Source organism: Hymenobacter amundsenii, assembly GCF_002204745.1.
In the GTDB taxonomy this organism is placed as follows: Bacteria; Bacteroidota; Bacteroidia; order Cytophagales; family Hymenobacteraceae; genus Hymenobacter; species Hymenobacter amundsenii.
This window is the reverse complement of sequence record NZ_NIRR01000023.1, coordinates 1-20,107: the sequence shown is the minus strand read 5'-3', so window position 1 is coordinate 20,107 and position 20,107 is coordinate 1. Positions and strand designations below refer to the sequence as shown.

The following is a 20,107-nucleotide window of genomic DNA, read 5'->3' as shown; positions in this document are numbered from 1 at the left end:
GGCCGTTGGATTCGTTGGGTAGAACCTTCCTTCTAGCTGTACGAAAATGGACAGAGCCATTCCAACTACCACCCAAAACCGCCGCCAGCGCCGCCGCTGGCTGCTGGGCGCCGGGCTACTGCTGGCCCTGGGCGTGGCGCTGCTGGCCTTCCGCACGGTGCTCCAGCCCAGCCTGGAGCGTAATGCCATTTTGCTGGCCCGCGCCGAAACCGGCGACGTGGAAGCTTCGCTCACGGCGGCCGGCGTGGTTATTCCGGCCCGGGAGGCGGTTATTACCAGCCCCATTGCCAGCACTATCCGGCGGACTCTGGTGGCGGTGGGTAGCCGCGTACAGCCGGGCCAGCCGATTCTGGAGCTGGACCGCGACCTGACCGAGTCGGCCCTGGCCAAGCTCCAAGACGAGCAGCAGCAGAACCGCAACCGCGGCAGCCAGCTCCAGCTCACCCTCGAAAAAGCCCTCAGCGACCTGCAAGCGCAGCAACGAGTGCAGCAGGTGCGGGTCAACAGCCTGCAATCGGCGTTGCGCGACGAGCAGTACTTGCTGAAAGTGGGCGGCGGCACGGCCGAAAGCGTACGGCAGGCCGAACTGAACTTAAAAGTAGCTCAGCTGGAGCAGCAGCGCCTGAGCGAGCAAATTGCCAACCAGCGGGCCGCCAACGCCGCCGACCGCCGGGAGCTGGGTTTCACGGTGCAGATGCAGCAGCGCAGCATTACTGAGCTGGCCGGCAAGCTGGCCCAGGCCAACATCAGTAGCCAGCAGCCGGGCGTGCTCACCTGGCTCAACGATGGCCTGGGCACCACCGTGCAGGCCGGCGACCCGCTGGCCCGGGTGGCCGACCTGACCCACTTCCGGGTGCGGGCCACCATTTCCGACACCTACGCCGACGCCCTGCACCCCAACGACCCGGTTATCGTCCGCATCAACGACCTCGATTTGCGCGGCACCATCAGCACCGTAAGCCCCACCGTGGACAAGGGCACCGTGACCTTCTACGCCACCCTGGCCCGGGACCACCACCCGGCCCTGCGCCCCAACCTGCGCACCGACGTGTTCGTGGTCACCAACTCCCTGCGGGGTGTAATACGGGTGAAAAATGGCCCCTTCTACCAGGGCGGCAAGGAGCAGCCGGTATTCGTGGTGAAAGACGGCCGCGCCACTCGCCGCACTGTGCAGTTTGGGGCCAGCAACTTCGATTACGTGCAGGTAACCGGCGGCCTGCGCCCCGGCGAGCAAATCGTCGTCTCCGACATGAAAGACCACCTCGACACGCCTGAACTAACTATCCAATGAAAAATTTAGCTATTAGCCTTCAGCTGTTAGCTGTTAGCTTTTTCAATCTGGAAGCCAACGCTCAGCCGGCAGCCGTTGTCAAGCAGGATACGAGCAGAATAGCGAATAGCTATCAGCAAACAGCTGTTAGCCCAAGGGAAGAGGCAGCTATCAGCTTAAACGACGTCATCCGCCAGGCCCTCAGCCAGTCGGCGGTGGCGCGGCAGGCCAGCACCAGCCGCGACCAAAGCTACTGGCAGTGGCGGGGCTACCGGGCCAACTACCGGCCCCAGCTGGGCTTGCAGGGCACGCTGCCGGGGTTCAGCCGGGCCGTAACGCCGGTGGTGCAGCCCGATGGCACCACCGATTTCCGGGCCGTGCGCCTCAACAACTCCAACCTGGCCCTCACCCTCAGCCAGAACATCGGCCTGACGGGCGGGCAGGTATTCGTGGCCTCCGAAGTGCAGCGGTTCGACGATTTCAACGGGGGGCTGCGGCGCTACAACAACCAGCCGGTGGTTGTGGGCCTAAGCCAACCGCTGGGCCGCTTCAACGACTTGCGCTGGGCCCGACGGCTGGAACCGCTACGCTACCAGGAAAGCCAGCGGCAGTACGTGGAGGAGCGCGAAACCATTGCCCAGCGCATCACGGAGCTGTATTTTGATGTGCTGAGCCAGCAGATAAATGCCCAGGTGGCGGGCCAGAACGCCCAGGCCAACGCCAAGCTGCTGCGCCTGGGCCGGGAGCGGTACGGCCTCGGACGCCTCTCCCAAAGCGACCTGCTGCGCCTCGAACTCAACCTGCTCACGGCCCAGCAGGCCGAAGTGCAGGCCCGCCTCGATGCCCAAAACGCCGCCGTGGAGCTGCAAGCCTACACCGGCCTGCCCGCCGAAAGCCTGCGCCTGACGGTGCCCGCCGCCGCCCCGCGCCCGGTGGTGCCGCCCGCGCTGGCGCTGGCGCAGGCCCGCCAGAACCGGGCCTTGGTGCTGGGCTTCCGCCGCCGCCTGCTCGAAGCCGAACGCACCGTGGCCCTGGCCCGTGGCACTACTGGGTTCCAGGCCACGCTTTCGGCCAACTTAGGCTACATCAACCAGGCCCCCAACCTCTGGGATACCTACGCCGCCCTGCAACAGCAGCAGCAGGTGCAGCTCACCTTCGCGGTACCCCTCGTGGACTGGGGCCGGCGGCAGGCTACCGTAAAAACCGCCCAACTAACCCGCCAACAGGTGCAAACCGACGTGCAGCAGGAAGAAGCCACCTTCGAGCAGAGCGTGCGGGTGCAAGCCGCCCAGCTCGGCCCCCTGGCCACCCAGTTCGCCCTGGCCGCCCGCGCCGATACCCTGGCCCGCCAGCGCTACGCCATTGCCCAGGCCACCTACCAAGTCGGCCGCATCAGCCTCACCGACCTCACCATCGCCACCGCCGAAAAGGACCAAGCCCGCCGCGCCTATATCGGGGCCCTGCGCGCCGCCTGGGTGGCCCACTACCGATTAAGGGCGCTAACACTGTATGATTTTGAGCGGGGCGAGGCGCTGGTGGAAGGGCCCTAGCGTGCGGCCTCACGCCAGGGCCGCACCACAATCGAACAGGGCGTCCGAAATCGGACATAATTTGCATCGGATGAAAAACACCAAATTCATATAAGTAATTGATATTAAGTGAAATATGAAAATGGCCCGCTGCTTGAATATCCCCTGGTACCTACCCGCTTAGCCTGTTCAAAACCGGACAACTCACCTTTCAACTTCTTCCTCATGACCAATCTATTCGCCCCGGTTGCCGTTGATTCGGCCTCGCCCCGGGTTGCTACTGCCGCGCCGGCGCCGGGCCGGGCCGTGCTCCAGCTCACCGGTATCGAGAAGGTGTACCAGACCCGCACCATCGAAACAGTTGCGCTCAACCACGTCAACCTCACCATCAACCAAGGCGAGTTCGTCTCGATTATGGGACCTTCGGGCTGCGGAAAGTCCACGCTGCTCAGCATCATGGGCCTGCTCGACGAGCCCACCGGCGGCACCTTGGAACTTGATGGCCGCCCCGTGCAGAGCTACTCCGATAAGGAACTGGCCCGCCTGCGCAACCACAAAATCGGGTTCGTTTTCCAGAGCTACCACCTGATAAACGACCTCTCGGTGCTCGACAACGTGGAGCTGCCGCTGCTTTACCGTAGCGGCGTGAGCGGCAAGGAGCGCCGGCAGCGGGCCTATGCTGCCCTCGAAAAAGTGGGCCTCGGGGCGCGCACCAACCACTTCCCGAGTCAGCTTTCGGGTGGGCAGCGCCAGCGCGTGGCCATTGCCCGGGCCCTAGCCGGCCAGCCCGAACTCATCCTGGCCGACGAGCCCACCGGCAACCTCGACTCGGTGATGGGCGAGGAAATCATGGACCTGCTGCTGACCCTCAACCGGCAAGAGGGCACCACCATCGTCATGGTCACCCACGACGAGCAGCAGGCCCTGAAAACCCAGCGACTCATCCGCTTCTTCGACGGCAGCCAGGTTTCTTAAACGGTCATGCTGAGCGGAGTCGAAGTATCTCTACCGCAGTGCTAATACCTGATAGTTAGCTACCACTGCAACGAAGCGGGAGAGATGCTTCGCTTCACTCAGCATGACGGATTATTCTTTTAGCCCTAATAATTCCAGCCCCCAACAGCCATGTTTCTCTCCTATCTCAAAATTGCCTGGAAGGTGCTACTGCGGCGTAAGTTTTTCACCTTCATCAGCCTATTCGGTATCTCGTTTACCCTGATGATGCTGCTGGTGATGTACGCCATGGTGGACTACTCCGTGGGCCCCCAGATGCCGGAACTGCGCACCGATCGGCTGCTATTTATCACCCGGATGCAACTTTTCTACCGCGACGGTGGCCAGAGCAATTCGGGGCTCGGATATGCCTTCTTGGACAAGTACGCCCGCACCCTGCGCACACCGGAAAAGGTGTCGCTAAGCGAGCATAATTTCAGCACCGTGGCCGCCTACGTAGGTAACCAAACGCTCAAGCTCGACCTCAAACGCACCGACGACGTGTTCTGGCAGGTGCTCAACTTCGACTTTGTGGCCGGCCGGCCTTTCAATGCCCAGGAAGAACGCGACGCGGCGCATGTGGTGGTCGTCAACGAGAGCACGGCCCGCCGCTACTTCGGCACCAGTGAAAACGTGCTCGGGAGGGTTATGGAGCTGGACGCCGTGCGCTACCGGGTAGTGGGGGTAGTGAGCGACGTGCCGTTGTCGCGGATTCAGTCTTACGCCGAGGTCTGGGTGCCGCTCAGCACAACTCCGGCGAACCTGCGCGACCCCGACTATCTGGGCGGCTACATGGCCATTCTGCTGGCTCCCTCTGCGGCCGAGGTCGACAACGTGAAGGCGGAGTTTCAGCAGGTGGTTAACCGGATTCCGCTGCCCGACCCCAAGCAGTTTAAGGAGCTGCGTACCCGCGCCCACACACTCTTCGCCTCCCTGATTGCCCACGCCAACGGCAGCTCATCGGCCGACGGGGCCAGCGGACTGGTCGTGCGCGTGGCCCTGGCCTTGACGCTGCTCTTCATGCTGCTGCCGGCCCTGAACCTGATAAACGTAAACGTGAGCCGCACCTTGGAACGGGCCTCCGAAATTGGGGTACGCAAAGCCTTCGGAGCTACTACCAGCGCTCTTATGCGGCAGTTTCTCATCGAAAATATCTTCCTGACGCTGCTTGGGGGGCTGCTGGGGTTAGGACTGGCCGCCGGAATGCTGGCCTTTATCAATAGTATCCACCTGATTCCCTACGCCCAGTTTGCCCTTAATGGGCGAGTGTTTGGGGTGGCGCTGGGGCTGGCGTTGGTGTTTGGAATTCTGTCGGGAGTGTACCCGGCTTATAAAATGTCGAAATTACAGGCCGCGCAGGTCTTGAAAGGAGAAGTTGCCTTATGATTCGCCACCTGATTACACTGATGTGGAACCGACGCCGGGCCAACGGTTTGCTGCTGGCCGAAATATTTCTGGCCTTCGTGGTGCTGTTTGTAGTGGGCAGCGTCGGCCTCTTTAACTGGCGAAACTACCAAGAGCCGATGGGCTTCAGCTACGATAACGTGTGGTCAATTGACCTGGACGCCGGAACCCAACCCCGGGCCGACCAGTTCGCCACCTTACAAACCGTACTGCGCCAGCTGCGCGGTACGCCGGGCGTGGTCAGCGTCTCGCGTACCGCCTCCAACACGCCCTTTTCCGGCAGTGACAATACCACTTGGCTGGAAACGGAAAAAGGTGGCATTAAGCAGTCGGTAGAAGATGTGAACTACTACGAGGCCACCATTGAACTGCGCGAGGTAATGGGGGTGCAAATGCGTGAGGGCCGCTGGTTCGACCACCGCGATGAAGCCGCCACCCGAACCCCGGTAGTCATTACGCAACTGTTGCGTGATAAGCTATTCGGGCCCGGTGCATCGGTCGTGGGGAAACGCATCAGCAACCGCAAAGCCGAGTGGCAGGTGGTGGGTGTGAGTGGGGCTTACCGAGCCGATGGTGAGTTGCAGGAGCCCCGGCCTGCAATGTTTGTTTACCTCAGCCCCGACGATACGACCCGCGCCCGGAATACGCTATTGGTGAAGGTGCGGCCCGGAAGCGGCGCGGCGTTGGAAAAGAAAATCAGCGCCGATATTCGTAGCGCCGGCACTACTTGGTCGAGCAATGTCAGGGCCTTGGCCGAACAGCGGCTGACTCAATTGAAGTTTGGTTTGGTGCTCCCCGTTATCTTGGGGGTAGTGTGCCTGTTTCTCATCATTAACGTAGCCCTGGGTCTGTTTGGGGTGCTGTGGCTGAACATCAGTCGGCGGCGGGGCGAAATTGGCGTGCGCCGGGCCATGGGCGCTACGGCCGGCAACATAAGCCGGCAGGTGCTGGGCGAAATCCTGGTCCTGACTACTTTCGGGCTGGGGCTGGGGTTGCTGGTAGCCGTGCAGTTTCCGCTGCTGGGGGTGTTCAGCGTGGAATCCGGCATTTATTTCACTGCCATGCTGCTGGCGGCCGGGGTGCTGTATTTGCTGGCCGTGGCGTGCGCACTCTATCCCAGCCGGCTGGCGGCCGGCATCCAGCCCGCCGTGGCGTTGCGGGAGGAGTAAGAGGCCCTGGCCGGTAGCTGTGGTTGCCCGACATCCCTTTGAACTCCGCGCATTCCTCCGCGAACTTGCGTGAAAACCAATACCAGTTACACTTCCAGGCAACCGAACAATCAGGCGGCGCATCTGCCGTTTCAACCACTATCTTTCCCCGCTTTCTATGAAAAACCTCACGACCCTCGCCCTGCTGTGGCTGTTGGCTCTGGTGCCCGCCCTGGCCCAAACCGCCACCGAACCCCGTTCCGTCGCCAGTTTCACGGCCATCGAGGTGAGCAACGGTATCGAGCTGAACCTGACCGCCGGCCCCGCCCAGCGGATCCAGGCCAGCGCCGACACGCCCGAACTCCTGGCCCGCCTCAAAACCGACGTGCGCAACGGCGTGCTGGTTGTCAGCTTTGAGCGGGAGAAAGACGAAAAGCAGGACCGCAACAGGCGCACCTTCCACCTGCTGGTAGAAGTAACGGCCCCGGCCGTGGCGGGCCTCAAGGGCACCAGCGGCGCCAAAATCGCGCTGGCCGGCCCCTACGTCACCGATAAGCTGAATCTCGACCTGTCGTCGGGGGCCATGCTGGAGGGAGAAATACGGGCGGCGGCGTTCAGCGCCGACCTGAGCAGCGGTGGTATTGCCACGCCCACCGGGCAGGCCCAGCGCCTCACGGTCGACGTTTCCAGCGGGGGCATATTCAAGGGCCAGAACCTGCAAGCCACCACCTGCGACGCCTCGGCTTCGAGTGGGGGTATTGCCAACGTAGAAGTGCGCGAAACCCTGACGGCCCAGGCCTCGAGCGGGGGCCTCGTGCGATATGGGGGCGTGGCCCAGGTCAAGAAAAGGGCCAGCAGCGGTGGCAGCGTAAAGAGCCGGTAGACCGCCGCCCGGGCAGGCTGCCCATGATGGCAACTTGCTTATGCAGCCGCTCTGCCCGCTCCTGATAGTCCCTGGCCCACCTCCGCGAAAACCTCCGCGCTCCGCTGCGGGAAAACTGCCCGTCCGATACCCAAACGGTCCATGATTCTACTAGTTGACGACGATATTGCCGTGCGCACTTCCCTGCGCCTGCTGCTGAAGCAGAATGGCTACCCCGCCGAAGCCGTGGCCACGCCCGCCGAGGCCCTGCGCCTCGTGGAAAAGAACGCGCCCCGGCTGGTGGTCCTCGATATGAACTTCTCGCTCGATACCAGCGGCCACGACGGGCTGCAACTGCTGGCCCAGCTCAAGCGGCTGCGGCCGGGCTTGCCGGTGGTGCTGCTCACGGGCTGGGGTAGCATTGCGCTGGCCGTAGCGGGCATGAAAGCCGGGGCCGCCGAGTTCGTTACCAAGCCTTGGGACAACGACCACCTGCTCCAGACAATCCGCACGGTGCTGGCCCTCACCGAACCCGACCCGGTTCTCACCGACCCCGCCGCCCTCGGCCGGCGCCAACTCGATGCCCAGTACGATTTTACGAGTATCGTGGGCCAGGATGCTGGTTTGCTGCACGTACTGCGCCAGGTGGGCCAGGTGGCGCCCACCGATGCCTCGGTGCTCATTGAGGGCGAATCGGGGACGGGCAAGGAGCTGATTGCCGAGGCCCTGCACCGCAACAGCCCCCGCCGCCGCCAGCCCTTCGTGAAGGTGAACCTGGGCGGTATTTCGGCCTCGTTGTTCGAAAGCGAACTGTTCGGCCACCGCCGCGGGGCGTTCACGGATGCCAAAACCGACCGCGTGGGCCGCTTCGAAATGGCCCAGGGCGGCACCATTTTCCTCGATGAAATCGGGGAGCTCGACCTCAATTCGCAGGTGAAGCTGCTGCGCGTGCTCCAGGACCGCACCTACGAAGTGCTCGGCGACAGTAAGCCGCGTCGCCTCGATATCCGGGTGGTCTGCGCCACCAACCGTCATTTGGCCGAGGAAGTGCGGGCGGGCCGCTTTCGCGAGGATTTGTTCTACCGCATCAACCTGATAACCGTGCGCCTGCCCGCCCTGCGCGAGCGGCCTCAGGACATTGGCCTGCTGGTGCGGCACTTCGTGGAAAGCCTGCGCGCCACCTACCACCGGCCGGCCCTGCGCGTGGGCACCCGCGCCCTGCACTGGCTCCAGGAGCAGCCGCTGCCGGGCAACATCCGGGAGCTGAAAAACGTGGTGGAGCGTGCCGTGCTGGTTTCGGGCAAGGACGAACTGGGCCCCGAAGATTTCCAGGCTCAGACCCCCGCGCTACCCGTTGCCACCGGCCCCAACGAGCTGCCCGAACCCGGCACCATGACCCTGGAAGAGCTGGAAGCCCAGATGATCCGCCGCACCCTGACCCATTACGAAGGCAACCTGAGCCGCGTCGCCCGAGCCCTGGGCCTGAGCCGGGGGGCTTTATACCGAAGGCTGGAGAAGTACGGAATTGAGGCGGCGGAAGGGTAGGGGCGGGGGAAATGAGGTGGGGGCCTGGGGTAAAAAGAACGGTCATGCTGAGCGCAGTCGAAGCATCTCTACCGCTTCGTTGCAATCGACAGGGTTACCATTGCGGTAGAGGTGCTTCGACTGCGGCTGCGCCTTCACTCAGCATGATCGTTCTTGTGCCTCTCACCAGCCCGTTAACCTGGTTGTTTGCCAATTCCTCAGCCCCCGCCAGCCCTACCCCGAATGTCTCTGCGCGTCAAATTCCTGCTTTTTGTTGTCCTGATTCATGCGGTGCTGGTGGTGCTGGCGGCCCAGTTTATCCGCACCAACGCGCCGTTGTTTGTGGGGCTGGAGGTGGTGCTGCTTATCAGCATCGTGCTCACGGTGCAGCTGTACCGGGGCTTCGTACGGCCATTTGAGCTGATTGCGGCGGGCACGGCGGCCATTCAGGCCCAGGATTTCTCCCTGAAATTCGTGCCCGTGGGCCAGCGGGAAATGGACCAACTCATCGGCGTGTACAACCACATGATGGACGCCCTGCGGCAGGAGCGCGTTACCCGGCACGAGAAAAGCCACCTGCTCGAAAGCCTGATTCAGGCCTCGCCGGCCGGGCTGCTGCTGCTCTCCTTTGATGGGGAAATGGAGGGCGTGAACCCGGCCGCCGAACGAATGCTGGGCCAATCGGCGGCCGCCCTGCTGGGCCAGCGCCCCGGCACGCTGCCGGGCGAGTGGGGCGCGGCCCTGGCCCGCTTGAGCGAGGCCGAGCCCCAGGTAGTGCGCCTCTCGGGCATGCAAACCTACCGGGCCAGCTGTTCCCACTTCATCGACCGGGGCTTTAGCCGGCAGTTTATTTTGCTCGAAGAATTGACCCGGGAGCTGATCAAACAGGAAAAGCAGGCCTACGAGCAGCTGATCCGGATGATGTCGCACGAGGTGAACAACTCCATCGGGGCCATTAACTCGCTACTCAACAGCTTCCATCACTACGCGCCCCAGCTCGCGCCCGCCGACGCGCCCGACTTCATGGAAGCCCTCGACGTAGCCATCCAGCGCAACACCAACCTGGTCAACTTCACGGCCGGTTTCGCCCACCTCGTGCGCCTTCCACCCCCGCATCCCGCACCCACCGACGTGCACGAGCTTCTCCGCCACCTCACGCGTCTGCTGCACATTCCAGCCCAAAACCGCCGCATCAGCTGGCACCTGGCGCTGGCCGCGGGGCCGCTCGTGGTCAACCTAGATGCCCGGCAGCTGGAGCAGGCCCTGCTCAACATCGGCAAAAACGCCCTCGAAGCCATCGGCGAAAACGGCCACGTGTGGGTGCGCACGAACCACAATCCGCCCACCCTGGTCATCGAAAACGACGGCCCGGCCCTGGCCCCCGAAGTGCAGCGCCGCCTGTTCACGCCCTTCTTCAGCACCAAGCGCGACGGCCAGGGCATCGGCCTCACCCTCACCCGCGACATCCTGCTCCAGCACAACTTCCGCTTCAGCCTGGAAACCCAGCAAAACGGCCGCACGGCGTTTACGGTGTGGTTTGCGGTGAATGAGTGAATGACATTCCGTGTCACCCCTTCACTCACCGAACTGGTGGTTTGCGGGTGGGCCTTACCGGCGGGGTCTGGTTGGGGTCCACAGTTTGCCCATTGCGGAAAGTCTTTTTCTCCTTTACCGTCGTGCCATCGGGGCCGAAGTAGGACCAAACGCCCGTTTCCTTGCCATTGCGGAAGGCCCCGCTCATTTCAGGGGTGCCGTCTTCGCGCAGCAGGCGGTAGGGGCCGGTTTTGAGGCCGCGCACGTAGGTGGTTTCGGCTTGCAGCTTGCCCGAAGGATAGAACGACTGGGCCAGGCCGGCGGGCTTGCCGTTTTCGTTGAGCAGCTTGCTTTGCAGCGGGCCGGTGGGGTAATAGGTTAGTTGCTCGCCCCCGAGGCGGCCGTTCTGGTAGTTCTCCACTTGCTGCACCTGCTTGCCGCCTGGGAAGTAGGTGCGCCACTGGCCCACCGGCAGGTTGTTCTTATACTGCTGCTCCCGGTGCAGGCTGCCGTCCTCGAAATAAGCCGTGATTTTCCGGTCGCGGGCCTGGTTGCCGTACTCGATTTTCTGCTCCGGCTTGCCCGATTCGTAGAAATCTTCTTGGGTGCCTTGCAACACGCCTTGGCGGTAGTTCAGCTTGCTCTTGATGGCCCCGCTCTCGTAATAGGCCTTGGCCGGGCCATCGAGGTTGGTGGTGCCGCCGGCCAGGGAGCGGGCCTGCTTTGTGAGGTCGTCGCCGAGCGGATTTTTTACGGCCCGGCCCACCAATGGGGTGGCCACGTAGGTGCCCTCGGTCTGGAGCTGGCCCGAGCGGTAAAAGGTGCGGTAGCTACCCCGGCCGGTTTTGTCGGCTAGCACTTCCGTTTCCGTCTGGCCGTTGTCGTAGTACGTTTTGTAGGGGCCGGCCAGCAGACCGCGGCTATACGTACCCTCACTCTGGAGCTGGCCGTTTTCGTAGTATGTTTTCACCGGCCCATTGGCTTGGCCCTCAGTAAACGTGATTTCGGCCTTGGGTTTGCCCGAATCATAGAGCTCCCGCACCAGGCCGGATGGCTGGCCCTTAGCCAGGGTGGTTTCGAGCTTCACGCGGCCATCGGGGAAGTAGTAACGCAGCTCGCCGCTGGGCTCATCGGCCTCAAAAGAGCCTTCCTGCGCCAGCTTACCGGTGTCGTAATAGGTTTTGAAGGGCCCCTGGCGTACGCCGTCCTGGTAAGTTACTTCGAGTCGCCGTCCACCGTTGGGATGAAACTCCACGTAGGCCGAGTCGCGCTTGCCGGCGGTGTAGCGGGTCTGGGCTTCGAGCTTGCCGGCGTAGTAAAACCGCTTGTACGGGCCCTGCATCACGGTATCGGACCCCACCAGCGCCGAAAAAACCTCGCGCTTGTGCACATTCGTGGAGTCGAAATAGGTGGTCAGCCGCCGCAGCTTCTGGGCCTGAACGGCGGTGGAAGTGAGTAGTAGCAGGATGAAAATTCGCTTCATAGCAGCAAGAACGGGGGAAATGGCAAAGTAGTGCGTTTCGGATTTTACGCAGGGTTTCGCGGTGGGGCAACACAGGGTAGCAGGACGGCCGTGTAACACCACCCCAGGACCGTGCGAAACCCGGCAAACAAAAGCCCTGCCGCAAAACAAGCGGCAGGGCTTTCAAATTGAAGTCTCAGTTATATAAAACGAAAGCTGACCGCTCCCTATACTTTCTCCAGCACAATGCTGCTGGCTCCGCCGCCACCGTTGCAGATGCCGGTGACGCCGATTTTGCCGCCCTCGTTCTCCATCACGTTCAGCAGCGTGGTCACGATGCGCGCGCCGGAAGCGCCCAGCGGGTGGCCCAGGGAAACAGCGCCGCCGTACACGTTCACCTTAGTGCCTTCCAAGTTAAGGAGCTTGTTGTTGGCCAGCGAAACCACCGAGAAAGCCTCGTTTATTTCGTAGAAATCCACGTCGGAAGCCTCCAGGCCGGCGTTTTTCAACGCTTTCGGAATAGCCAACGATGGGGTGGTGGTGAACCACTCGGGAGCCTGCTCGGCATCGGCGAAGCCGCGGATGATGGCCATCGGCTTGATGCCCAGCTCGTCGGCCTTCTCGCGGCTCATGAGCAGCACGGCGGCGGCGCCGTCGTTGAGGGTGGAGGCGTTGGCGGCCGTTACAGTGCCTTCCTTAGTGAAGGCGGCGCGCAGGCTGGAAAACTTGCTGAAATCAGCCTTCAGGTACTCCTCGTCGTCGGAAATAACGGTTTCCTTGCCGCGTACCGTGATGGTGACAGGCACGATTTCGTCCTTCTTCTTGCCAGCTTTGGCGGCGGCGGCGCTCCGCTCGTAGCTCTGCTGGGCGAAGGCATCCTGGTCCTCGCGCGTGATGCCGTAATGGGCAGCGGTGGCGTCGGCGGCATTGCCCATGGCGTAGTCGTTGTACGGGTCCCAGAGGCCATCTTTCATCAGGCCGTCAATCATCTGGCCATTACCGTACTTCGCCCCAAAACGGGCTTTGTCGAGGTAATACGGCACGTTGCTCATGCTTTCCATGCCGCCGGCCATTACCACGTCGGCCTGGCCGAGCATGATGGCCTGGGCGCCGTACATAATGGCTTTCGAGCCCGAGGCGCACACTTTATTTACGGTGGTGCATTCCACGGTGTCGGGCAGACCGGCTTTCTTGGCGGCCTGGCGGGCCGGAGCCTGGCCCAGGTTGGCCGAAATAACGTTGCCCATAATTACCTGCTGCACTTCCTTGCCATCGAGGCCGGCCTTCTCCAGGGCACCCTTAATAGCAATAGCGCCCAGCTCAATGGCCGACAACGACGCCAGGCTTCCGCCAAATGATCCAATAGGGGTCCGCACGGCGGCGACAATGACTACTTCTTTGATTTGCATAATTGAGTTGTTGGGTGGGGGTGAGTTTAGAGCCTAAAGGTACGAAAGGTGAAATGGTGAGTTGATGATGTAGGGACCAGTAAAACAGGTGTCATGCTGAGCAGCACGAAGAATCTCGCGTGCAATGGCAATTTTTACCATTAACGCTCAGCAAGGCGAGAGTTGGCAGTGCACGCGAGATTCTTCGCGCTGCTCAACATGACACTCCACTTTTACTGGTTCCCACATCATCTGTTCCCCAACTCACTCGTTCACCAAATTACCATCCCGGCTTGCTCTTATCGGCGGGTTTGGTGGCTTTGCGGGGGAGTTGCTGGAGATATTGCTGCTCGGCTGTGTGCAGGGCTTCGAGGAGCTGGCGGGCCTGGCCGGGGCTGAGGTTCATCTGTTGCAGGCGGGCGCGTTGGGTTTGCAGGTTGGCCTCATCCGGTGCGGCCGTTTCGGTGCCGCCGCGCCGACTGGTGCCGCCGGGCGCTTCGGGGCCGTTTTCTTCGTCGCTGAGGCCGCGCACGGTGCCGGGCTGGCTGCCCTGGGCCACGCTGCGCTGCTGCCCCGCGCCGGGCCGGAAGCCACCGGTGGCCGAGTTACCGGGTTGGGCCGAAGGTTGATTTAAGTCGCGCTGGCCGTTGGCATTGGGGCGGCGCTCGGGGGCGCTGTTCGGGTCCTGGAGCTGGCTGGGGTCGGGGCGCTGACCGGGCGTGTCGGGGCCGGCTTTGGGGCGGCTCTGGGTGCGGGGGCCGTTCTGGGCGGCTTCCGGGCTGCCATCGGAGCCGGGCGGGGGAGGAGCAGGGGCCTGGGGGCGACGGGCGGCCAGGAATTCGCGCAGCACCTCGTAGTTGTAGCGGGCGGCAGCATTTTTGGGGTTAGCCAGCAAGGCTTGGCGCAGCAACCCCACGGCCTGGGCATATTCGCTGCGGCTGGCTGCCAGGCCCGCTAGCTGCTGCAGCGCCACGCTCCGGATGGGCAGATTGGGGCTGTTCAGCAGGCGGCCGTAGTAGGTGCGGGCTTCGGCCGGTTGGCCCGCCCGGGCGGTGGCGTGGGCCAGGTTCAGCCACACGGCATCGTCGGTAGCGCCAAACCGGAGCGCGGCATCCTGGTAGGCCGCCGCTGCCGCCGCGTAGTGTTGTTGAGCGTAGGCAGCGGCCCCGCGCTGCACAGCGGCATTGCGGTCGTGGATGCGCGTGATGCCGCCCCATAAACTTACCAGCAGTATGCTGCCCGCCAACAGAATCTTCATGGCCGAATTACTTTCACAGTGATCAGAACGTCAAGCATAATCAGCAGCAGGGCCAGGGCCAGCGGGTAGCGGTAGCGGTCATCGGCCACCGATACGGTCCGCACCTGTTGGGCCTGGCCTTCTACCCTGTTCAGGGCATTGAGCAGGAGGGGAAACTCGTTGCGCTCGGCGCTAAGTTCAAAATACTGCCCGTTGGTTTGTTCGGCCAGCCGCCGCAAGGGGGCCGTTACCAGGCGCGTCACTACGTCGCGGCCCCGGGCGTCGCGGAGGTAGCCCTGGCCAGTCGGGGCCGGAATCCGGCTGCCCTCGGTAGTGCCTACGCCCATTGTAAATACCCGGGTGGCAGAGCGGGCCAGCACCCGCACAGTGGGTTCGAGGTTGTCGCCGAAATCTTCCCCGTCAGTTACCAATACCAGCACAGTGGCCCGGGGCAGGGCTTGGGGCAGGGCTTGGGGCAGGGCGGTTTCGGGGGCGGGCGGACCGAGGCGGCCGAGCACCAGCTCCAGCGGGGGCACCAGGTCGGTACCGGTAGGCGGTACCAGCGCGGTTTGCAAGGTGCTGAGAAACAGCAGAAGTGCATCTTGGTCGTATGTGAGCGGACACTGCACGTAGGCTTCGCCCGAAAACACCACCAGTCCTAGCCGGTCGGCTGGGAAGCGGCGCACCAGAGCGGCTAATTCCGCTTTCACCTTCTGCAGCCGCGAGGGAGGCACATCGGGCGCGTCCATCGAGCGGGATAGGTCTACGAGCAGCCAGATGTCTTTGCCAGCGGTGCGCACCGGGTGTTGGGTGAGGCCATAGGCGGGGCCGAGTAGCGCGGCGCCCAGCAAGCCTACGTATAGTAAGCGCAGGGCCAGCTTCCAGCCCAGGCGGCCCCCGCTTTGCCCCAGCGGAGCGGCCAGCCGACGGGTACGAAACAGGTATCCCAGGTAAAAAAATAAAAAAAACAGGGCCGCCGCTGCTTCCGGCCAGCCCGGCCAGTAAGCCCAGTTCAGCGCCACGGTAACGGGTTCATGTTCACAATACAACCAACGGAAAAGCAAGGCGAAAAGGGGCTTCCGGAAAGCCAGAAAGCCTCTCTATACCGCTGAACGCGGCGGCAAGATGGAAGATATTTTTTTTGAAGAGGGTTTGTTTCTCCCTTCCGCTCGTATATTTGCACAGCTTTTAACCGGAAAGCAATGCCACCTGGAGAGGTGGGTGAGTGGCTGAAACCAGTAGTTTGCTAAACTGCCGTAGCTCTAAAGGCTACCGGGGGTTCGAATCCCCCCCTCTCCGCACATTTTTTTAATTAAAAGTTGAGAATTAAAAATTAAAAACTGCTGTGTAATAGCACCAGGTAATTAATTTTTAATTCTCAACTTTTAATTATTCTTTCGGGGTGTAGCGTAGCCCGGTATCGCGCTGCTTTGGGAGCAGGAGGCCGCAGGTTCGAATCCTGCCACCCCGACCAGCAATTAGCCGTCAGCCCGCCTTTGGGGCGGGCGGCTTTTTGTTTTTTGACCCCGTAGCTCAGCTGGATAGAGCAGCTGCCTTCTAAGCAGCCGGTCATGTGTTCGAATCACATCGGGGCCACCCTCATAATCAGCCACTTAGCCGCCGGGGTAAGTGGCTTTTTTGTGGGTAGGCTTCGGCTGGGTGCTAGTGCCCCGGTATTAACCAATTGGTTCGGCTGCCAAAACATATTGTCTGCGTGCCAAGTACCAACACCTACATTCCTACTATATGAAACCGCCTCTTTTTCATCCCGGCCAGGAAGTTGTGTGCACCAACGACGACTTTACGATGCTGCTGGTGCAAAATCCCAATATCCGGACCCCTAAGCGCGGCCCCATTTATAAGGTGCGTGGCATATACTACACCCACAAGGGCTACGGCATTACGCTGCAGGAAATAAATAATGCTGACGTGGCCCCGGGGTTTCCGGAGGCTAATTTCCATGAGTCGCGCTTTGCCCCATTGCCGCCGATGGAGGAAGTGGATATATCGGCGGCTATCGAGGAAAGCATATTAGTGTAAGATGCGGGCGGGCGCTTGCGCGGCGTTTAATCTAGGGTTCATACTTGCCAGGGAGTTTGATAGCCGGCCGGTGGGAAGCTAATTTGTTTCGTCGCCATGCGTTATGTTTGTGAAAACATAACGCATGGCTTTTGCTCCGTTTCCCACTTTCCGGTTCTGGTTATTACCGCTTCTGAGCACCCTGCCGTGGCTGGCTCAGGCCCAGGCACCGGCTGCCACCGGGGCCGATACCACCCGCCGGCCGGTGATGCTGGGGGAGGTGGTTGTAGCGGCTTCCAAGGTGGAGGAAAGTATTTTGCAGTCGCCCGTGACGGTGGAGAAGCTCAACGCCCGGGCCCTGCGGCTCGCGCCCGCGCCCTCGTTTTTCGATGCCCTGGAACAGGTGAAGGGCGTACAGGTAATTACGCCCAGTCTGGGGTTCAGGGTGCTCAACGCCCGCGGCTTTGCCAATACCACCAACGTGCGCTTCGCCCAGCTCGTGGATGGCATCGACAACCAGGCCCCCCACATCGGCGGGCCAATTGGCAACGTGCTCGGGCCGAGTGATTTGGATATCAGGAGCGTAGAGATTGTACCCGGCACGGCCGCGGCGCTCTATGGGCTGAACGCCATCAATGGGCTGGCCAATTTCAGCACCCGCAACCCGTTTGTCAGCGGGGGCCTGAGCGTACAGCAAAAAGTAGGCGTCAACCACGTAAACGACCCCAATACCGGCCCGCGGCCCTACGCCGAAACCAGCCTGCGCTACGCCCGGGTGCTAGGACCGAAGTGGGCCTTTAAAGTGAACGGCACCTACCTGCGGGGCTACGACTGGATGGCCACCGATCCGACCGAGCTCAACCCCAATGGCAACGCCAGCACCGGCCTGCTGGGCCCCAACAACCCCGCCCGCGACCCGGTGAGCAGCTACGGCAACGAATCGTCGGACCGTACGACGCTGATGCTAGGCGGCAAGAATTACCAGGTGGCCCGCACCGGCTACCTGGAGCGCGACGTCGTGGATTATCATCTGCAGACGCTGAAATACGATGTGGCCCTGCATTACAAGCCCAACGCCCGCACGGAGCTGGCCTACACTTACCGGGGCGCCCGCTTCGACAATGTGTACCAGCGCAGCAACCGCTTCCAGCTGGCCGACTACCGCCTGCAGCAGCACGCGCTGCAACTCACGACGCCCGTAGTGCAGGCGCGGGCCTATTTCACGCAGGAAAATACCGGCCGGAGCTACAACCTGCGCTCGGCCGCCGAAAACCTGGACCGCAGCTTCAAGCCCGACAACGCCTGGAATGCCGATTACACTGCCGGATGGAACCGGGCTATAGGCAAGGGCCAAACCGTAGCCCATGCCCACGCCGCCGCCCGGGTAGCCGCCGATGCCGGCCGCCTGCAGCCCGGCACCTCGGAGTTCCGGCAGCGCCTCAACGCATTGGCCGACATCAACAACTGGGACCAGGGCGCGGCCCTGCGGGTGCAAGCCGATTTGCTGCACGCCGAAGTGCAGGCCAACCTGGGTGCGGCCCTGCAGCAGGGCGGGCGCAAGGGTCTGCCGGCCTGGGCCGACTTGCTCGTCGGGGCCGACCATCGCACCTACTTCGTGCAGCCCGACGGCAACTACTTCATCAACCCCAACCCCGGCCGCGACCAGTTTAGTACCCTGGCCTACGGCAAAACGGGCGGCTTTGCGCAGGCCGGGGCGCGGCTGCTGCCCGGCGAGAAGCTCCGCCTCACGGCCACGCTACGGGCCGACAAGAACCGCTATTTTAGCTTCCGGTTCAATCCCCGGCTTACGGCCGTGTACTCGCCCACGGCCCGCCACAACTTCCGGCTCAGCTACCAGAGTGGCTACCGCTTCCCGAGCTTGTTCGAAGGTTTTTCCAACGTCAACAGCGGGCAGGTCAAGCGCATCGGGGGGCTACGGGTGATGTCGGACGGGGTGTTTGAGGGCAGCTACCTGCGCAGCTCCATCGACGCCTTTAATGCGGCCGTGACCCGGGATGTGAACACCGGCGGGCTCAGCCGCAGCCAGGCCGTGGCCGCCAGCCAGAACCTACTCGTCAAAAACCCCTACACCTACCTCAACCCCGAGTTTGTGCGCTCCTGGGAGGTGGGCTACAAGGCGGCTCTGCTGCCCGGTGGCCGCCTGCTGGCCGACGTGGATTTCTATGCCAATACCTACCGCGACTTTATTGCCCAGGTGGAAGCCTACGTGCCCCTCGCTGCCAGCGGCCAGCCGCTGGCCCCCGACGCGGCCCTGAACGCCGTGGCCACCGCCCTCAACGCCCGCGCCACCCAGGCCCGCTACCGCCTCTGGACCAACTCGCGTAGCCGCGTATACAACTACGGCGGCTCGCTGGGCCTGCGCTACGACGTGCCCGGCGGCCTGCTGGCCGGCGCCAGCATCACCTACGCCCGCCTCGACCGTACCGAGTCGGGCGACGGGCTGGAGGCTGGGTTTAACACGCCGCGCTGGAGCTATAACCTGAACCTGGGCCACGAAAACGTATACCGCCACCTGGGTTTCGGTTTTAACTACCGCTGGCAAACCAGCTACTTCTCTGAAACCTTCCTCGTGAGTGGCACCGTGCCAGCCTACGGCACCCTCGACGCCCAACTCAGCTACCACCTGCCCGCGCCCAACCTGCGGCTGAAACTTGGGGCCAGCAACGTGGGCAACAACTACTATGTCAGCTACCTCGGCGGCCCCAGTGTGGGCGGGCTGTACTATCTGCAGGTGACTTACGGGCTGTAGCGACGCATATCTGCGTCTCGGCGTTGAACTACAACGCCCGCTCGCCCGCCGCCGGGTACTTACCGGTATTCGGCCGGAATTTCGGTGATGGGCCGGATTAGGATATTGCGGTAGTAGGCCTCGGCTGCCTCCGACTGCAGCTGGATTTTGCCATCCGTGAGCGGGCTCGTTGAGCCATCCGGCTTTTTCTCCCGCGAGTTTTCCAGCACCATCACCACCTCGCCATTCACAATGTGCAGGCTTTTTTGCCCCAGGCAGATCAGCTCCACCGTGTTCCACTGGCCCAGTGGGTTCTCGTTGTTGCGGCTGCGGCGGCAGCGCCCCGGCTGTCCCATCCCGAACGGTTGGAAATAAGCCGTGGGCGTATATATCCACTCGGTTTCGTTGTCTGCTGCCCGGTAGGTCGCCCTGATGTCCATGCCCGGTCCCAGCGCGAAGTAGTCGCCCATATCCGATTCCTGGATTTGCATTTCCTGCGACAACATCCAGACGTTCCAGAACGCCCCGTGGCGGCCTTTGGCGTGGTAGAGAATTCCGTTGTCGCGCTTGTCGTTTAGCCGGGGCTCGTACTTGCGGATGCCCCATTTGAACTCGGCCTTGAAGTGGTAGTTGCCGTATTCCTGCTTGGTGCTGAGCCCGCCGTAAATCTGCCCGCTGATGCGCAGTACGGGCGCACCGTTCTCCTGCATCACGCTGAATACATTCAGCGGATCGTTGTGCAGGCCCAGCGGGATGCCGGTGATGCCATCGGGGCTGGTGTAGCCGGGTAGGTTAACGCTCACGTGAGGCACGCCAATGAACTTGTCCCAGTGGGAGAGGGGCTGGTCGAGCAGCGCATTCCAGAGGTAGGTTGGGGCTGCACTGGGCGTTAGAGCCTGTTATGCACTGGTAGCGTAATTTGGGGTATGGCACAGCAAAGAGCATACCCCAGCGACGTAACGGATGGCGAATGGATGTTTGTAGCGCCC

The 20,107-nt window shown here is 62.4% G+C and carries 15 protein-coding genes and 3 tRNA genes; 13 read left to right on the top strand and 5 right to left on the bottom strand.

Annotation, left to right across the window (positions count from 1 at the left end; all coding sequences use genetic code 11):
* Positions 1-46: 46 nt before the first annotated feature.
* The 8 genes from CDA63_RS13545 to CDA63_RS13510 all read left to right on the top strand — a co-directional run bounded on the left by CDA63_RS13545 (position 47) and on the right by CDA63_RS13510 (position 10,284).
* On the top strand, positions 47-1,291 hold the full coding sequence (locus CDA63_RS13545) for an efflux RND transporter periplasmic adaptor subunit (protein WP_088464995.1): 1,245 nt from the start codon (positions 47-49) through the stop codon (positions 1,289-1,291).
* The gene (locus CDA63_RS13540; protein WP_088464994.1) at positions 1,288-2,820 is read left to right on the top strand and encodes a TolC family protein; all 1,533 of its coding nucleotides are present in this window, start codon (positions 1,288-1,290) and stop codon (positions 2,818-2,820) included. Before CDA63_RS13545 ends, CDA63_RS13540 begins: the two co-directional genes overlap by 4 nt.
* Before the next feature lie 285 nt (positions 2,821-3,105).
* Positions 3,106-3,774 (top strand): ABC transporter ATP-binding protein, encoded by a 669-nt coding sequence (locus CDA63_RS13535; RefSeq protein WP_088465044.1) that lies wholly within the window; start codon positions 3,106-3,108, stop codon positions 3,772-3,774.
* 150 nt (positions 3,775-3,924) lie between these two features.
* Positions 3,925-5,178 carry an ABC transporter permease gene (locus CDA63_RS13530; protein WP_088464993.1) on the top strand — a complete coding sequence of 418 codons (1,254 nt, stop codon included), beginning with the start codon at positions 3,925-3,927 and terminating at the stop codon, positions 5,176-5,178.
* A 20-nt stretch (positions 5,179-5,198) separates the two neighbouring features.
* Positions 5,199-6,365, top strand: coding sequence for an ABC transporter permease (locus CDA63_RS13525; RefSeq protein WP_206780459.1), 1,167 nt, complete (start codon positions 5,199-5,201; stop codon positions 6,363-6,365).
* Between the two features lie 157 nt (positions 6,366-6,522).
* Positions 6,523-7,227, top strand: a complete 705-nt coding sequence (locus CDA63_RS13520) for a head GIN domain-containing protein (protein ID WP_088464991.1) — start codon at positions 6,523-6,525, stop codon at positions 7,225-7,227.
* Between the two features lie 141 nt (positions 7,228-7,368).
* The gene (locus CDA63_RS13515) at positions 7,369-8,751 is read left to right on the top strand and encodes a sigma-54-dependent transcriptional regulator (protein WP_088464990.1); all 1,383 of its coding nucleotides are present in this window, start codon (positions 7,369-7,371) and stop codon (positions 8,749-8,751) included.
* Positions 8,752-8,973: 222 nt separating this feature from the next.
* Positions 8,974-10,284, top strand: coding sequence for a sensor histidine kinase (locus tag CDA63_RS13510; RefSeq protein WP_088464989.1), 1,311 nt, complete (start codon positions 8,974-8,976; stop codon positions 10,282-10,284).
* Positions 10,285-10,309: 25 nt separating this feature from the next.
* Here CDA63_RS13510 and CDA63_RS13505 read toward each other — a convergent pair whose 3' ends face one another.
* From CDA63_RS13505 to CDA63_RS13490, 4 genes are all read right to left on the bottom strand, one after another.
* Complete coding sequence (locus CDA63_RS13505) at positions 10,310-11,746, bottom strand: toxin-antitoxin system YwqK family antitoxin (protein ID WP_088464988.1); 1,437 nt, start codon at positions 11,744-11,746, stop codon at positions 10,310-10,312.
* Positions 11,747-11,952: 206 nt separating this feature from the next.
* Positions 11,953-13,134: an acetyl-CoA C-acyltransferase gene (locus CDA63_RS13500; RefSeq protein WP_317044050.1), complete on the bottom strand. Its 1,182-nt coding sequence runs from the start codon at positions 13,132-13,134 to the stop codon at positions 11,953-11,955.
* A gap of 259 nt (positions 13,135-13,393) precedes the next feature.
* On the bottom strand, positions 13,394-14,371 hold the full coding sequence (locus CDA63_RS13495) for a tetratricopeptide repeat protein (protein ID WP_088464987.1): 978 nt from the start codon (positions 14,369-14,371) through the stop codon (positions 13,394-13,396).
* Positions 14,368-15,372 carry a VWA domain-containing protein gene (locus tag CDA63_RS13490; protein ID WP_088464986.1) on the bottom strand — a complete coding sequence of 335 codons (1,005 nt, stop codon included), beginning with the start codon at positions 15,370-15,372 and terminating at the stop codon, positions 14,368-14,370. Before CDA63_RS13490 ends, CDA63_RS13495 begins: the two co-directional genes overlap by 4 nt.
* 189 nt (positions 15,373-15,561) lie before the next feature.
* Here CDA63_RS13490 and CDA63_RS13485 point away from each other — a divergent pair.
* The 5 genes from CDA63_RS13485 (at position 15,562) to CDA63_RS13465 (ending at position 19,139) form a co-directional block, all read left to right on the top strand.
* Positions 15,562-15,649 (top strand) — tRNA-Ser (locus CDA63_RS13485).
* A gap of 99 nt (positions 15,650-15,748) precedes the next feature.
* Positions 15,749-15,824: transfer RNA gene (locus CDA63_RS13480), tRNA-Pro, on the top strand.
* A 48-nt stretch (positions 15,825-15,872) separates the two neighbouring features.
* Positions 15,873-15,946: transfer RNA gene (locus CDA63_RS13475), tRNA-Arg, on the top strand.
* A gap of 150 nt (positions 15,947-16,096) precedes the next feature.
* Positions 16,097-16,390 carry a hypothetical protein gene (locus CDA63_RS13470; RefSeq protein WP_088464985.1) on the top strand — a complete coding sequence of 98 codons (294 nt, stop codon included), beginning with the start codon at positions 16,097-16,099 and terminating at the stop codon, positions 16,388-16,390.
* A 124-nt stretch (positions 16,391-16,514) separates the two neighbouring features.
* Positions 16,515-19,139 (top strand): TonB-dependent receptor, encoded by a 2,625-nt coding sequence (locus tag CDA63_RS13465; protein ID WP_199797533.1) that lies wholly within the window; start codon positions 16,515-16,517, stop codon positions 19,137-19,139.
* Between the two features lie 59 nt (positions 19,140-19,198).
* Here CDA63_RS13465 and CDA63_RS13460 read toward each other — a convergent pair whose 3' ends face one another.
* Positions 19,199-19,921: a 3-keto-disaccharide hydrolase gene (locus CDA63_RS13460; protein WP_088464984.1), complete on the bottom strand. Its 723-nt coding sequence runs from the start codon at positions 19,919-19,921 to the stop codon at positions 19,199-19,201.
* Positions 19,922-20,107: the final 186 nt, after the last annotated feature.